The sequence below is a fragment of the Pseudomonas putida W15Oct28 genome, assembly GCF_000708715.2.
GTDB classification, from domain to species: Bacteria; Pseudomonadota; Gammaproteobacteria; order Pseudomonadales; family Pseudomonadaceae; genus Aquipseudomonas; species Aquipseudomonas putida_R.
In genome coordinates, this window is record NZ_JENB01000014.1 from 92,356 (window position 1) to 106,720 (window position 14,365).

A 14,365-nucleotide genomic window follows, 5' to 3' on the forward strand; every position below is an offset into this window, starting at 1 on the left:
GAATTCGTGAAGACGCTTCTTTGAGCTGGGTCAAACTTTCTGTTTAAACAGCTCCGTACCATTGGACTACTCAATTAATAACGTCCTTTGGGAGCTTCCATGAACAAGTCCTTGCTCGGCGCCTCGCTTGTGGCCCTTGCGCTCGCCGCCCCTGCCGCCCACGCCTATCAGGCGGGGGACATGATCCTGCGCGCAGGCGCCATCACCACCGCCCCGAACGAAAGCAGCGGCGACCTGAAGTTCGACGGCAACAAGGTGGCGGGCACCAAGGCGACCCTGGACAGCGACACCCAGCTGGGCCTGACCTTTGCCTACATGCTCACCGACCACATCGGCCTGGAGCTGCTGGCAGCCACCCCGTTCAAGCACACCGTCGGCGTAAAAGGCCTGGGCGGCGGGCTGGACGGCAAACTGGCAGACATCAAGCAACTGCCACCGACCCTGTCGCTGCAGTACTACCCGATGGAGCCGAATTCACGCTTCCAGCCGTATGCCGGCGTGGGTATCAACTACACCCTGTTCTTTGACGAAGACCTGAGCAGCGCACGCAAGCAACAAGGCTTCAGCAACCTCAAGCTGCAGGATTCGGTAGGTATTGCCGGCCAACTGGGCATGGACTACATGCTGACCGACAACCTGCTGGTCAACGCCTCGGTGTGGTACGTCGACATCGACACCAAAGCCAGCGTCAACGGCCCGACCGCGCTGGGCTACAGCAAGACCAAGGTCGACGTCGAAGTCGACCCGTGGGTATACATGGTCGGCCTTGGCTACAAGTTCTGACCTGAACACTGCAGGGCGGCTTCGGCCGCCCTCGCGCGTTGCAGCCATAGCCAGTAGCCCAGCGCTGCCGCGCTGATGAGCATGCCAAGCCCACACACCGCAGCCCAGCCCCAATGGGCATGCACCCAACTCGCAAGCACCGCCCCCAGCCCGCTGCCAAGCGAATAGCAGCACATGTAGGCACCGATCAAGCGGCTGGCCATGGCGCCACGCCCTGCCAGCAACAGCGTCTGGTTGGTGACATGCACCGCCTGCACGGCAAAGTCCAGCATCAGCACACCTAGCACAAAGGCTATCAGCGACTGCCCGACAAAGGCCGTGGGCAACCACGACAGCGTCAGCAGCGCCAGCGCCAGCCCGGTGGTGCGCTCTCCCAGCCCCAGGTCGGCCAAGCGACCGGCGCGCGCTGCTGCCAAAGTCCCCGCAACCCCTGCCAGGCCGAACAGGCCAATCTCGGTATGGCTCAACGCCAATGGCGCAGCGCTGAGGGGCATGACCATGGTGCTCCACAGCACACTGAATGCGGCGAAGATCAAGACGCCAAACACGCCGCGCTGGCGCAACAGCCTGTCTTCCCGGAACAAACGGAACTGGGACACGATCAGCGCCCGGTAGCCAGGCCGGTGTGCTAGCGGCTGCCCGCCGGGCAGGCTGCGCCACAGCACAAGGGCTAGCAACATAAGCAGCCCTGCGGCAACCAGATACACACTGCGCCAACCGGCCAGGTCAGCAAGCCCGCCGGCCACCAGGCGCGCCAATAGAATCCCCAGCACCACGCCACTGGTGACGGTGCCCACGGCCTGCCCTTGCTGACCGGGCGAGGCCAGGCTGGCCGCATGCGCCACCATTATCTGCACCATGACGGCCATCAACCCGGTGGTGGCCAAGGCCAACAGCAACATCGCCCAGTTGGGCGCCATGCCGACACCGACCAGCGCCAGGGCCGAGAACAGCAACTGGACCAGCAACAGGCGTTTGCGATCGATCAGGTCCCCCAGTGGCACGATCAGCAGCAGCCCCAGGGCATAACCTGCCTGGGTCGCGCCGACTACCCAGCCAATCTGCTGCTGCGCCACACCCAGGTCGGCGGCCATCGATTCAAGCAAAGGTTGAGCGAAGTACACCGTCGCCACCGCCATGGCGCTGGTGATGGCAAGCAGCAGGGTTATGCCGCGGGTCAGCGCAGATGTCATCTCTAGGCCTCGTGAAGTTGGTTTCGATTTGAAACCACTTCTGGCTATTTGGCAAATGTGGTTTTAATCTGCAACCAGACATTCAGGACAGGCCTACACCATGCTCGATGAAAACAATGCGCAATGCCCCGTGGCCCGAGCCTTGGAGGTATTGGGTGATCGCTGGGCGCTGATGATCCTGCGCGATGCCTTTGACGGCCTGCGGCGCTTCAGTGAATTTCAGAAGAACCTGGGGCTGGCGAAGAACATCCTCGCCTCACGGCTCAAGCTGTTGGTGGAAAGCGGGTTGCTGATGACACAGCCGGCTTCGGATGGCAGTGCCTACAAGGAATATGTGCTGACCGAGAAAGGGCGGTCGGTGTTTCCGGTGGTGGTTGGCTTGAGGCAGTGGGGGGAGCGGTATCTGTTTGAAGCGGGTGAGGCGCATTCGGAGTTGGTGGAGGGTGCTACGGGGCAGGCGCTTGAGACATTGCAGGTGCGGGCTGTGGATGGGCGGGTACTCGGGGCCGAAGATTGCCTGCGCAGAGTTGTGCGGCATGGGTGATTTTTAGGGCTGCTGCGCAGCCCATCGCGACACAAGGCCGCTCCTACAAGGACCGCGCAAGGCCTATGTGGGAGCGGCCTTGCGTCGCGAAAGGGGCGCAACGCGCCCCCAGGGGTTCAGCCTTTACCGAGAAGCTTGGCCAGGCCCTCGACCATCGGCGTCGCCTGCGGAAACTCGAACCGCGCCAGCAACCGCTGGTTGTCCGCCCGCGAATGGCGAATATCACCCGAACGTGCCGCCACATGGCTGATCGCCGGCAAGCTGCCCACCACCTTCTCCAGCGCCACCAGCAACTGGTTCAACGAAGTGGCCTGGTTCAAGCCGATATTCACCGCCCCCTCCTCGACCTGCGGCTGCTCCAGCGCCTGCACCATCACCTGCACCAGGTCGCCCACGTAAAGGAAGTCGCGGGTCTGCTCGCCATCGCCGAAAATGGTGATCGGCAAGCCCTGCACTGCCCGCTCGCAGAAGATGCTGATGACCCCGGAATACGGCGAGGACGGGTCCTGGCGTGGCCCGAAGATATTGAAGAAGCGGAACACCACCGGCTCCAGGCCATGCTGACGACGGTAGAAGTCCAGGTACTGCTCACTGGCCAGCTTGTCCACGGCATAGGGCGTCAGCGGCGCCTTGGGCGTGTCTTCGGCAATCGACTCACCCTCGCCATTATTGCCGTACACGGCCGCACTGGAGGCGAACAGCACCCGGCGCAGGCCATGCACACGCATGGCTTCGCACACGTTGAGGGTGCCAATGAAGTTGCTTTGATGGGTACGCACCGGGTCTTCGACCGAGGCCTGCACCGAGGCCACCGCCGCCAGGTGCACCACGGCACTGCAGCCTGCCGCAGCCTGGGTAACCAGCCCGGCGTCGGCGACATCGCCTTCGATCAGTTCCAGCCGTGGGTGGTCAACCTGCAGGTTGCTGCGCCGGCCGGTGGAGAAGTCGTCGAGAATGCGTACGGCGTAGCCTTTGTCCAACAACGCATCGCACAGGTGGGAGCCAATGAAGCCGGCACCGCCGGTGATCAGGATGGGGGCGTCAGCCATGGCGGTAGAACCGGTCCAGTAGAGGCGGCAGGCCGGCGCGCCAGGCGCGCGGCTTGATGCCGAAGGTATGAAGGATTTTCTTGCAGGCCAGTACCGCATGCTGCGGCTCTTCGCTGGCATCCGGCCGTGCGGCATGGGCCTGCGGCGTCGGCGCTTGCACGGCCAGCTGGCGGTACTGGCCTGCTTCGGTAAGGATCGCCTGGCCCAGCGCCAGCGGCGTGGTCGCCTCGTTGCCGGCGTAATGGTATGTGCCCCACAGCGGCGCACTGCAATCGAGTTGCTTGAGCACCGACAGGATCACCCGGGCGGCATCGTCGACCGGTGTCGGGTTGCCACGCCGGTCATCGGCCAGCAGCAGCTCTTGCGGTTGCTCGGCACGGGTCAGGAAGCGGCCCAGCGACCCATCGATGCTCTCGTCGAGCAACCAGCCGAAGCGCAGCAGCACATGCTGCGGGCAGGTTGCGCGCACACTCTGTTCGATGCGCCACAAGGCCTGGCCACGCAGGCCCAGCGGCACAGGCTCGTCCTTTTCGCTGTAGGCGGTGGCCCGCGAACCATCGAATACCCGGTAGCTGGATGGCTGCACCAGGGTGATCTGGTGGTGCTGGCACAGTTCTGCCAACCGCTCCACTGCCCGCTCCTGTTGAGCCAGGCGTTGCTCGCTGACCGACTCGGCCTGGAACCAGTCGAAGTAATAGGCCAGGTTGACCAAAGCGTCGGGGCGGTGATCGTCGAGCAACTGAGTGAGGTTGGCCGGCGTCCAGCCGTTCTCGGGCGGGCGCGGTGCCAGGAAAGCAATGTCCTCCTCGGCCCCAAGACGAATCAGCGCTTGCCCGAGGGCATTGCCACCACCCAACAGCATTAGGCGCATACGCATAGAGTCAGCAGATCCGGAGAGGTTGATGAAGGAAAGGGGCCATTTTGCGGTTTCCTGCCCGGGAAGTCCAACATCGAGCCTCGTCAAGGCCTCAGGGGGGCGTGGATCTGAAGGTTCACTGCACGACATAGCCCCGCAGAGAAATATCCTACGACGCACCAGGAAAGAGCTGACTTCCCCGCAGAGACGTAACTGCATTGAATAGTTGACTCTCTTGCTTGCCAGCCGGGGAGCTTCCTCACAATAAGTACAAGGAACGTTCAATGTCTCATCCCGAAGCCGCTTACCTGGATTTTTGCCCGGAACAAAGTCGGTCCATAGCCCTTGCAAGTCAAACCATTGCGGACTTGGGCGGACCGGAAGCCAAAGGGGCAGCATTTCAAGCTCGCGCCTTCGCCGATCAGCTCGAAAAAGGCTTGGGTGAAAAACAACGTTCGCTGCTGCAGCGCTTCAACGAAGGCAACGTGTCAACCTTGATGTTCAGGCAAATGCCTTGTGCCGACGAGCCGATACCTGAACACCTACCCGATATCTACGACCTGGCGCAAAGCCCCCGCTGCCTATACCTCGCTTCACGAAATCAACTGCTGCTGGAACTCGCGCGTCATCGCAGTTTCGCTTTTGATATCGACAATGAAGGCAAACAGGTCCGCCTGGTTGGTAACTTCAAGGGAGGTGGCCGTATCCCACGCCCCAACGAAGCACCCTGCCTGGCAGTGGAAACCAGCTCACATGCCGGCTTGTACTTGGGACCGCACACTGAAGCCCCGTACAACTGCTCAACAATCTCCAGCAACGGTCACTCCCCGGCCCCCTCCGCGCTAATCCTCAGTGCGCGCTGGAATCCCGCCAATGAGCCTACGCATGTTTTCCCGCTCCGGGAAATCATCGAATGCTTGAGCAGCCTGGATACACTTGCGCTGACTTCAAGGTCTTTCGACTTCACGCGCAGTGACTGTTTCGCTAAAGGCAAGGGCAATGCGGGTAAAGAAGTTTCAATACTTCAGTTCGAGCCCAATGGTGGTTTCGTTCGTCCTCCAGCCCGATAGCGCATTGTTGATCAACAACAGCCGAGCCTTGCACGGTCGCGACAGGGTTCAGGACAACCGGCGCCTGCTCATCCGTCAATTCGGATACTCCCCCTTCGCGGAACCGCTGGTTCTCGTTGAAGACCCGCTTCTGGTTCGTGGTTAATCACTGAGAAAAACGATGATCGAATTCGATTTGACGCTTGTTCTGATACTCGCGCTGGTCGCACTCATGGCCGGCTTTTTCGATGCGATCGCCGGAGGCGGAGGCTTGATCACGCTCCCAGTGCTTTTTATCGCCGGTATAGAGCCCTTGGCAGCTATTGCCACCAATAAATTCCAAGCTGCTTCGGCTACCGTTTCAGCTACATGCGCTTTCGCCCGAAAAGGCATGATCGACTGGAGGCGAGGCAGCCCGATGGCGGTCATGTCGTTTATCGGAGGGGCTCTAGGGGCCTTGTCTATAACCTACGTGCCCAAAAGCCTTTTGCAGGCATGTGTCCCACCTTTGCTGATCCTGATAGCCATTTACTTTGCCTTTAGTCCAAAGCCGAATGAGCAAGCCCGCAAGGCGAAGTTATCGTCTAGCCTGTTCTGCGTAACGGTTGCGCCAATCATTGGGTTTTATGATGGTATCTTCGGCCCTGGCGTCGGCTCATTCTTCATGCTGGCCTGCGTAGTTCTACTAGGCCAACAGCTGATACAAGCCGTCTGCACCAGCAAGCTTTTGAACGCAGCCTGCAACCTGGGCGCGTTGTCAGTCTTTTTAGTCAGCGGAGCGATCATCTGGCCGCTGGCGCTGGCAATGGCGATTGCCGCCTTTCTGGGCGCACAATTAGGTGCGCGCTGCGCAGTTCGTTTCGGCTCTCGCCTCATAAAGCCGCTGCTGGTCAGCGTCTGCATCATCATGGCATTCAAACTACTGCTCGACACGGGCAATCCATTCGGCGAATGGCTCGATCAGTTTTTCTAGAGGGCGGCATGCACTTGCAAAAGGGATCTTCTCAGCGTCTGAAATGGCAATTTGACGAACCCGCCCCGGGCATAGAACTGTTTATCAACGAAGCGTTTGGGAGCTACCAGCAACAGGCCCGGTTGCTGGTACCTGATACCGAGCGCGCAGCGCCGGCATTCGTCCTGGGTGGCGCGCGCTCGGACTTTACCCGGCTCAACCCACTGCTCTATCGCTTGCAAGCCGCTGGCATCGGGTCGCTCACTGGCAATCTTTCCGGTCACAGCCTTGCCAGCGAGCCAGGTGCAGTGGCACCGTCACTGGCGACCAACCTCGAAGAGGCACAGCGCTTTCATACGCATATCGCACCTCGATGCCGAACACTGATCGGCCACAGCCTGGGCGCGGCAATCACGCTGAAACTTGCAGCACGGTTGCCGCAAGTGGACAACATCGTGTTGATCTGCCCGGCAGTTTATCCAGATGATGCCCACCGGGCGCCGTTTGGCCCGGCGTTCACCGCAGCCATCAGCAAACCCTACGGCTTTCTGGACAGCGACAGCTACGCCTTCCTCAAGCAATTCCAAGGCAAAGTGCTGATGGTGATTGGCGAGTATGACGGGCTCAGCTCACAACGATTCGGCAAAGGTCCGGGCACCAGTGCAGGTAGCCTGTGGCTGGCCGGCGCCGAGCGCTACAGCCCGATTCCTGAAGAAGTTACCCAGGCCCTGATGCAATCAGTTCCGGCAGCGCGTTTGCAATGCCTGTTTCTGACCGACTGCGACCATGGCATCGCCGCCCACTTACGCAGTACGCCAGCGATTGCGGATCAGGTTGCCAGCGCCGTGGAGGCTTTCATCCTCGAAGACGCCTGACAGTTTGAGCATTACTCGATCTCGAACAGACTGTTACGTAACGGCCCCACGCTCAAACGCTCGCGCACATCATCATCTATTCGCGGATCATCCGGCCGGTACAGTTTCACCTGCCGATAAGCATTGATGCGATTGATCTCCTCACCCAAGTATTCCCACACCACCCGGGTGCAGGCCGGGTTGCGTCGGTCGCCGCTGGAAACCCCGGCCTTGAGCCCGTTCAGGCGGGTGATGCGGCTTTTGAAGCTGGGGATGAGGATGGTCTGGCTCATTTCATTGAAGGTAAGCGACTCGTAGTCGATGAGGAACACCCGGTCCTGCAGCTGGAACGCCGCGCCCAGGTAGCGGCAACGTACCTCGGCATGCTGGTCGTTGGCACTGGAACGTTCCTGGCGCTCCTGGCGCTCGAACAGGAAGCGGCCGCGCTCTTCCCACAGGTGCACCAGCGACACCAGGATCGTGCCCGGCACCGACATGCAGTTGGAATACTCGAAGTAGTAACCGCAATAGCGCGACAGGTTACCAGCATGGTCGTGCAGCGGGCGGAACAGTTCGCTGATCGGGTCGCTGGGCTGCTCGGCCAGGGTGGACACCCGTGCGCCGATCAGCCGGGCGAACTGCTCGGCCGGCAGGTTCAGCTCGTAATCCTCGACCCCGAAGAAATCGCCAATGCGCTTGAGGTTGAACGCCGTCGGACGGCTCTGCCCGCTCAGGTACTTGTTGAACTGCGCGCGGTTGATCGAGAGCTGCCGGCAAACTTCCGAGATAGAGCGGTAGTGGCTGCAGGCCAGTTTGAGGTTGGTGGCGAAATGATCGCTCATGTGCGGAATCCAGGTGACGCGAATGACGCCATTGTAGCATCAAGTCGCATCAAGTCAGAGCAACCCGCGAAATTGTAACGACTCTTGTCATGGCCAACCATTCGCCCCAACGAATAGCGGTGCGCCTGCCGTCCGCTGGTCATTCCACACGAAGAATAAGAATCGAGGTCATTTTCCAATGCTCGAAGTACTCAACGATTTCCTTTCGGGGAAACTCCTCATCGTGCTGATCGTAGGGCTGGGTAGCTACTTCACGATCCGTTCGCGTTTCGTTCAGTTCCGCCATTTCGGCCACATGTTCACCGTGTTCAAGGAATCGCTGCGTGGCCAGGCAGGCCAGCTGAGCTCCTTCCAGGCCCTGATGCTGAGCCTGGCCGGCCGCGTTGGCGCCGGTAACATTGCCGGTGTCGGTATCGCCGTGACCCTGGGTGGCCCGGGCGCCGTGTTCTGGATGTGGGTCACCGCACTGGTGGGCATGTCCAGCAGCTTCTTCGAATGCACCCTGGCCCAGGTCTACAAGCGCGCCGACGGCGACGGCCTGTACCGTGGCGGCCCGGCCTACTACATCCAGCACGGCCTGAAGCGTAAAGGCATGGCCATCGTGTTCTCGGTCCTGCTGCTGGTCACCTACGGCTTCGCCTTCATTGGCCTGCAGTCTTACACCGTGACCCATTCGCTGCAGAACGCCTTCAACTTCGCGCCAAGCCAGACCGGTATCGTTCTGGCCGTGCTGCTGGCCATCACCTTCATCGGCGGCATCAAGCGCATCGCTGCGGTGTCGGACCTGCTGGTACCGGTCAAGACCCTGGCCTACATCGGCGTGACCCTGTACGTGATCGGCACCCAGATCGAACACGTGCCAGCCATGCTGGAAACCATCTTCAAGAGCGCCTTCGGCCTCGACCCGGCGTTTGGCGGCCTGCTCGGCAGCGCCATCGTCATGGGCGTGAAGCGTGGTGTGTTCGCCAACGAAGCGGGCCTGGGCAGTGCGCCGAACGTCGCTGCCGTGGCTGCCGTGAAACACCCGGGCGCCCAGGGCGTGGTCCAGGCCTTCAGTGTGTTCCTCGATACCTTCGTGATCTGCACCTGCACCGCGCTGCTGATCCTGCTGTCGGGCTTCTACACCCCGGGCTTCGAAGGTGACGGCATTGTCCTGACCCAGAACTCACTGGCTGCCGTGGTCGGTGACTGGGGCCGTGTGTTCGTCAGCGTGGCACTGTCGCTGTTCGTGTTCACCTGCATCCTCTACAACTACTACCTGGGCGAGAACAGCCTGCAGTTCCTCACCCGCAACCGCGTGGTGCTGATGGTGTTCCGTGGCCTGGTGCTGGCACTGGTGGTGTGGGGCTCGATGCAAGACCTGTCGACCGTGTTCGCCTTCGCCGACATCACCATGACCTGCCTGGCGTTCGTCAACCTGGTGGCCCTGGCCATGCTGTTCAAGGTAGGCCTGCGCGTGATGCGCGACTACGACGACCAGCGCAAAGCCGGTATCGGCCAGCCTGTGTTCGACTCGACCAAGTTCGCCGACCTGGACCTGGACCGCAATGCCTGGCCTGCCAATCCGCAGGTGGAAACAGCCGCTGACAAAGCAGCCGGCCAAGCTCAGCCGCAGCGCTGATATCCTCCCCTGCCCAGCCGCCCCTTCCGCGGGCGGCTTTTCTTTCTCCGCTCACCGCTACGGATGTTTTCCATGCGTGCAGTAAAGAATCTTCTCGTTCTCTATACCGGTGGCACCATCGGCATGCTCGAAACCCCGGAAGGCCTGGCGCCGGCTGGTGGCTTCGAAGCGCGGATGCGCGAACACTTCGCCCACATGGCCGATGCCCCCCAGCTGCAATGGACCCTGCAGGAACTGAACCCGCTGCTCGACAGCGCCAACATGCAGCAGCACAACTGGCTGGCGATGCGCGATGCCATCGTCGAAGCAGTGGATGTGGCAGGCCATGATGGCGTGCTGGTGCTGCATGGCACCGACAGCATGGCTTACAGCGCCGCGGCGTTGTCGTTTTTGCTGCTGGGCCTGCCCGTACCGGTGCTGCTGACCGGCTCGATGCTGCCGGCAGGTGCCGCAGACAGCGATGCCTGGGCCAACCTGTGCGGCGCGTTGCGCCAGTTCGAACAAGGGCTGGAGGATGGCGTGCAGCTGTACTTCCACGGCCAGCTGCTGCATGGCTGCCGGGTGTCGAAGCTGCGCAGTGAAGCGTTCGATGCCTTTGCTGCGTTGCCGCGCCATCGCGACGGCGAGCGGGCCGGGGCGATTCCCGCCGAGCTTGACTACAAGCACCCGCGCCAGCCGGTCAACCTGGCGATAGTGCCGGTGTTCCCGGGGCTGCAGGCCGGGCACTTGCAGGCGTTGATCGACAGTGGTGTGCAGGGTTTGCTGCTGGAGTGCTACGGCAGCGGTACCGGGCCGTCGGATGACCAGGCGCTGCTGAATGTGCTGAGCGCAGCACGCCAGCGTGGCGTGATGTTGGCAGCTATCAGCCAGTGCCCTGAGGGTTCGGTGATGTTCGATACCTATGCGGCGGGTAACCGCCTGCGTGGGGCCGGGCTGGTCAGTGGCGGTGGCATGACCCGTGAGGCGGCGCTGGGCAAGATGGTTGCGCTGCTGGGGGCTGGGCTGGATGTGGATACTGCAGAACAGTGGTTTGCCCTGGATCTGTGTGGGGAGCGGGCCTGATTGACGGGGGCCGCTTCGCGCCCCATCGCGACACAAGGCCGCTCCTACAGGTACAGCGCAGCCCTGTGTCGCGATGGGCTGCGGGGCAGCCCCAGTACACATGAATGGCGGAAGGCAGCGGGAGTCGAACCTGCCCGGGAACGGCTGCCGTCCCCAACCGGGTTTGAAGCCCGGCCGCGCCACCGGGCGCGATTGCCTTCCTTGAACTCAGTGCCTGGCCTGTTGCTGGGCCAGGGCGCTGTCGGCGCGGATGTGACGCTGGTCGGCCACCCTCCGGGTCAGGCCGATGCGGTCGAAATACTCCAGAATCTGCACACTGCGCTTGCGACCGATGCCCAACATATCGCGAAACGCGGCCACCTGCACTATCGGCGTTTCGCCGGCCTGCCCCAGCAACAGCTCTGCCATGCGCTGTAGCGTCGCCGCTGGGTAGAACAGGTCACGCACCACCTGGTGCACCACACCAAGCCGGGCCAGCTTGCGCAGCAGCAGGCGCACTTCGGCTTCGGCACAGCTCTCCTCACTTGCCAGCGTCCTGACCCAGGGCGGATCGTATTGGCCCTCCAGCAACTTCGGCTGCAAGCGCGCCCACAACGCACTGTCGGCTTCGCTCAACTGCACCTTGTGATCGGGCAAATGCAGCCAAGGCCCGCTGCTGGCGATGGCGCCGTCATCGAGCAGTTCATCCAGCAGGCTGACGAATGCCGGCCGCTCCAGCGCCAAGGCCGCAAAGCGGCGCAGGCGGTCACGGTCCGGGCCCAACTGGTCAGGCTCTTGCTCATGAAACCGCGCCAAGTGCTCCAGCACCAGTTGCTTCAACGCTTGCCACTGGGCGTTGGCGAACAGCAACTGGCCCTGCCGCGTGGCCACCACCAATACCCCTTCTGGCAACTGCCAGCTCGCGCGCGGTCGATTGAACTGCCGCTCAAGCCGCTGGGGGTCGAGGCCACCGGGAGCGCTGGCGAGCAGTGCCGGCAGGGCCTGCTCCAGGTCCTCGGCATCCCGCAGCACCTGCAACTGGCGCAGGCGCTCATCGCTGCGGCGCTGGCGGCTTGGCGCGAACGGGTCAAGTACCTTGCCGCCCCCCAAGGTGCACTGGGCACGCTGGTCACGCAGCACCAGGCGATCGCCGTGCACGGCCTGCAACGGCGCATTGAGCAGCAACTGGGCGAACATGCGCTGGCCCGCCGCCAAAGACTCGCCTTCGAGCAAGGCCACCCGGGCCGTTACATCCTGGGTGCCGAGGTGCACGTGCACAGCGCTGAAATGTTCAAACGTGCGGGGCTCGCCCGGCAGCAGGTTCAACTCGATATCTACCCGTACGCTGGGCGCGTGCAGCCACTCGGGTACCAGCCAGTCCCCCCGATGCACCTGCTCCAACGTCAGGCGTTCGGCCGTGATATTCAGTGCCACCCGCTGGCCCGCCTCGGCCACCAGCGCGGCCTGGTTCTGCGCATGCAGGCCTCGCACCCGCACCGGTTTGCCGGCCTTGCCCAGCAACAAGGTATCGCCGGCACTGACCCGCCCGGCCAGCGCCGTGCCCGTGACCACCACGCCGGCACCGGTAACCGCGAAAGCGCGGTCGACAGCCAGGCGAAAACCGCCGCCACCGCTGCGTTGCCGCACAGATGCTTCGGCCTCCAGCAAGGCCTGACGCAGCGCGGCTATGCCTTCCCCGCTGATGCTCGACAACGGAAACTGCTGCGCCCCGGCATACGGCCCGGGCGCCAGCAGTTCACTGACTTGCGCCCGCACTTCGGCCAGGCGCGCCGGCTCGACCCGGTCACACTTGCTGATCGCCACCAACGCTTGAGGAATGCCCAGCAGCTCGATGATCGCCAGGTGCTCGCGGGTCTGCGGCATGACCCCGTCGTCGGCGGCCACCACCAGCAACACCAGGTCGATGCCGTGGGCACCGGCCAGCATGTTGTGGATAAAACGCTCGTGGCCCGGCACGTCGATGAAGCCAGTCAGCGGTGCACCTTCGGCCAGCGCCGCGTAGCGATAGCCCAAGTCGATGGTCATGCCGCGGGCACGCTCCTCCTGGCGCTGGTCGCCGGCCTGCCCGGTCAGCGCCTGCAGCAGTGCGGTCTTGCCATGGTCGATATGGCCGGCGGTACCGACGATCACTGCACCGGCCCCAGTTGCAGGGCGGGCAACTGCGCCAGCCACTGGGCTTCGTCATCCAGCTGGCGCAGGTCCAGCCACAGGGCGTCGTCATCGATGCGGCCAAGCACCGGCACCGGCAGGTCACGCAGTGCCCGTTCCAGCACATGCAGGCTGCGCCCGCGCAACTTCTTCGACACCTGCGGGCGCAGGCACAGGGCTGCACTGGGCAGGCGCGCCACCGGCTGGCTGCCACTGCCGATCATGCCCAGCGCGGGCTCCACGCTGACCGACCATTGTTCACCGAGGTGGGCCTTTAGCCCAGGGGCAAGGCGCTCGGCCTGGGCCTGGATCTCGGCCTGCCTGCGGGTCAGCAGGCGCAGGCTGGGCAGGCGTTCGGCCAGGCGGTCGGGGTTGCGGTACAGCGCCAGCACCGCTTCGAGTGCAGCGAGGGTGATCTTGTCGACCCGCAGCGCGCGCTTGAGCGGGTTTTTCTTGATCCTGGCGATCAAGTCCTTGCGGCCGACGATGATCCCGGCTTGCGGCCCGCCCAGCAGTTTGTCGCCGCTGAAGGTGACGATATCGGCGCCGTCGGCCAACGCCTGGCGCACCGTCGGCTCGGCGGGCAAGCCCCAGCGGGTAAGGTCCAGCAGGCTGCCGCTGCCGAGGTCTTCTAGCAGTGGCAGCTCATGTTGATGGGCGATGCGCGCCAGCTCGGCCGTGGGCACCTGGGTGGTGAAGCCCTGAATGCTGTAATTGCTGCAATGCACGCGCATCAACAGGCCGGTACGTGGGCCGATGGCAGCTTCGTAGTCGCGGGCGTGGGTGCGGTTGGTGGTGCCGATCTCGTGCAGCTTCACACCGGCACGGGCCATGATGTCGGGGATGCGGAAGGCGCCGCCGATCTCGATCAGCTCGCCGCGAGAGATGATGCCCTCCTTGCGCGCGCCCAGGCTGTTGAGCGCCAGCAGCACGGCGGCGGCATTGTTGTTGACCACGGTGACGGCTTCGGCGCCGGTCAGCTCGCGGATCAGGCCTTCGATCAAATCGTCACGGTCGCCGCGCTTACCGGTAGCCAGGTCGAATTCCAGGTTGAGCGGGTAACGGGCGGCGGTCTGCATGGCCTCGATGGCTTCTTCGGGCAACAGGGCGCGGCCGAGGTTGGTGTGCAGCACGGTGCCGGTGAGGTTGAACACGCGGCGTACCTGGCTGCGCTGCTGAGCGGCCAGGCGTTCGCCAGTACGGCCCAGGAGGACTTCGGGGGCCAGTTCGGCGGGGGTGAGTTCACCGTTGCGGGCGGGGGTGCGCAGGTCGTCGAGCAGCTGGCGCAGGGTGGCCAGGACCGTGTCGCGGCCGTGGCGGTCGATCAGCGGGAGGCAGGCCGGGTGGCGCAGGAGAGTATCGATGGAAGGCAGGCGTGGGGTGTCGCTGGCGAGGCTGTTGGACATGCGGTA

The 14,365-nt window shown here is 63.1% G+C and carries 12 protein-coding genes, 1 tRNA gene and 1 pseudogene; 7 read left to right on the forward strand and 7 right to left on the reverse strand.

The window, feature by feature from the left end; all coding sequences use genetic code 11:
• Nucleotides 1–99: 99 nt before the first annotated feature.
• A complete protein-coding gene (locus AK81_RS12170; protein ID WP_043199380.1) occupies nt 100–783 on the forward strand; it encodes an OmpW/AlkL family protein in 684 nt (227 codons plus the stop codon).
• Here AK81_RS12170 and AK81_RS12175 read toward each other — a convergent pair.
• On the reverse strand, nt 771–1,976 hold the full coding sequence (locus AK81_RS12175; protein WP_043199381.1) for an MFS transporter: 1,206 nt from the start codon (nt 1,974–1,976) through the stop codon (nt 771–773). The two genes, AK81_RS12170 and AK81_RS12175, sit on opposite strands and share 13 nt — an antisense overlap.
• Nucleotides 1,977–2,076: 100 nt before the next feature.
• Here AK81_RS12175 and AK81_RS12180 point away from each other — a divergent pair, with 100 nt between their 5' ends.
• Nucleotides 2,077–2,520 (forward strand): winged helix-turn-helix transcriptional regulator, encoded by a 444-nt coding sequence (locus AK81_RS12180; protein WP_043199382.1) that lies wholly within the window; start codon nt 2,077–2,079, stop codon nt 2,518–2,520.
• Between the two features lie 116 nt (nt 2,521–2,636).
• On the opposite strand, the gene AK81_RS12185 is transcribed toward AK81_RS12180, so the two are convergent.
• Together AK81_RS12185 and AK81_RS12190 are read right to left on the reverse strand one after the other, a co-directional pair.
• Nucleotides 2,637–3,569: an NAD-dependent epimerase/dehydratase family protein gene (locus tag AK81_RS12185; RefSeq protein WP_043199385.1), complete on the reverse strand. Its 933-nt coding sequence runs from the start codon at nt 3,567–3,569 to the stop codon at nt 2,637–2,639.
• Entirely contained in the window at nt 3,562–4,446 is an 885-nt protein-coding gene (locus tag AK81_RS12190) for a sugar nucleotide-binding protein (protein WP_026034500.1), read from the reverse strand. Before AK81_RS12190 ends, AK81_RS12185 begins: the two co-directional genes overlap by 8 nt.
• 263 nt (nt 4,447–4,709) lie before the next feature.
• On the opposite strand from AK81_RS12190, the pseudogene AK81_RS12195 reads away from it, so the two are divergent.
• The 3 genes and pseudogenes from AK81_RS12195 (at nt 4,710) to AK81_RS12205 (ending at nt 7,301) form a co-directional block, all read left to right on the forward strand.
• Nucleotides 4,710–5,640, forward strand: a pseudogene (locus tag AK81_RS12195) (hypothetical protein).
• Between the two features lie 15 nt (nt 5,641–5,655).
• Nucleotides 5,656–6,447: a TSUP family transporter gene (locus AK81_RS12200; protein ID WP_043199387.1), complete on the forward strand. Its 792-nt coding sequence runs from the start codon at nt 5,656–5,658 to the stop codon at nt 6,445–6,447.
• An 8-nt stretch (nt 6,448–6,455) separates the two neighbouring features.
• Entirely contained in the window at nt 6,456–7,301 is an 846-nt protein-coding gene (locus AK81_RS12205) for an alpha/beta hydrolase (RefSeq protein WP_043199389.1), read from the forward strand.
• Between the two features lie 11 nt (nt 7,302–7,312).
• Here AK81_RS12205 and AK81_RS12210 read toward each other — a convergent pair whose 3' ends face one another.
• Nucleotides 7,313–8,122 carry a helix-turn-helix domain-containing protein gene (locus tag AK81_RS12210; protein WP_043199392.1) on the reverse strand — a complete coding sequence of 270 codons (810 nt, stop codon included), beginning with the start codon at nt 8,120–8,122 and terminating at the stop codon, nt 7,313–7,315.
• 178 nt (nt 8,123–8,300) lie between these two features.
• On the opposite strand from AK81_RS12210, the gene AK81_RS12215 reads away from it, so the two are divergent.
• Complete coding sequence (locus AK81_RS12215) at nt 8,301–9,743, forward strand: alanine/glycine:cation symporter family protein (RefSeq protein ID WP_043199393.1); 1,443 nt, start codon at nt 8,301–8,303, stop codon at nt 9,741–9,743.
• A 72-nt stretch (nt 9,744–9,815) separates the two neighbouring features.
• Nucleotides 9,816–10,805, forward strand: a complete 990-nt coding sequence (locus AK81_RS12220) for an asparaginase (protein WP_043199395.1) — start codon at nt 9,816–9,818, stop codon at nt 10,803–10,805.
• Nucleotides 10,806–10,910: 105 nt separating this feature from the next.
• On the opposite strand, the gene AK81_RS12225 is transcribed toward AK81_RS12220, so the two are convergent.
• The 3 genes from AK81_RS12225 to selA form a co-directional block, all read right to left on the reverse strand.
• Nucleotides 10,911–11,006: transfer RNA gene (locus AK81_RS12225), tRNA-Sec, on the reverse strand.
• Between the two features lie 6 nt (nt 11,007–11,012).
• Nucleotides 11,013–12,935 carry a selenocysteine-specific translation elongation factor gene (selB, locus tag AK81_RS12230; RefSeq protein WP_043199437.1) on the reverse strand — a complete coding sequence of 641 codons (1,923 nt, stop codon included), beginning with the start codon at nt 12,933–12,935 and terminating at the stop codon, nt 11,013–11,015.
• A complete protein-coding gene (selA, locus tag AK81_RS12235) occupies nt 12,932–14,359 on the reverse strand; it encodes an L-seryl-tRNA(Sec) selenium transferase (RefSeq protein ID WP_043199397.1) in 1,428 nt (475 codons plus the stop codon). The genes selB and selA overlap by 4 nt, the downstream gene beginning before the upstream one ends.
• Nucleotides 14,360–14,365 lie beyond the last annotated feature (6 nt).

Bases quoted from the DNA above. Each gene is read 5' to 3' on its own strand.
- AK81_RS12220 (WP_043199395.1), top strand. From the start codon at position 9,816: ATGCGTGCAGTAAAGAATCTTCTCGTTCTCTATACCGGTGGCACCATC.
- AK81_RS12180 (WP_043199382.1), top strand. From the start codon at position 2,077: ATGCTCGATGAAAACAATGCGCAATGCCCCGTGGCCCGAGCCTTGGAG.
- AK81_RS12170 (WP_043199380.1), top strand. From the start codon at position 100: ATGAACAAGTCCTTGCTCGGCGCCTCGCTTGTGGCCCTTGCGCTCGCC.
- selA (WP_043199397.1), bottom strand. From the start codon at position 14,359: ATGTCCAACAGCCTCGCCAGCGACACCCCACGCCTGCCTTCCATCGAT.
- AK81_RS12215 (WP_043199393.1), top strand. From the start codon at position 8,301: ATGCTCGAAGTACTCAACGATTTCCTTTCGGGGAAACTCCTCATCGTG.
- AK81_RS12185 (WP_043199385.1), bottom strand. From the start codon at position 3,569: ATGGCTGACGCCCCCATCCTGATCACCGGCGGTGCCGGCTTCATTGGC.
- AK81_RS12205 (WP_043199389.1), top strand. From the start codon at position 6,456: ATGCACTTGCAAAAGGGATCTTCTCAGCGTCTGAAATGGCAATTTGAC.
- AK81_RS12190 (WP_026034500.1), bottom strand. From the start codon at position 4,446: ATGCGTATGCGCCTAATGCTGTTGGGTGGTGGCAATGCCCTCGGGCAA.
- AK81_RS12200 (WP_043199387.1), top strand. From the start codon at position 5,656: ATGATCGAATTCGATTTGACGCTTGTTCTGATACTCGCGCTGGTCGCA.
- AK81_RS12175 (WP_043199381.1), bottom strand. From the start codon at position 1,976: ATGACATCTGCGCTGACCCGCGGCATAACCCTGCTGCTTGCCATCACC.
- AK81_RS12210 (WP_043199392.1), bottom strand. From the start codon at position 8,122: ATGAGCGATCATTTCGCCACCAACCTCAAACTGGCCTGCAGCCACTAC.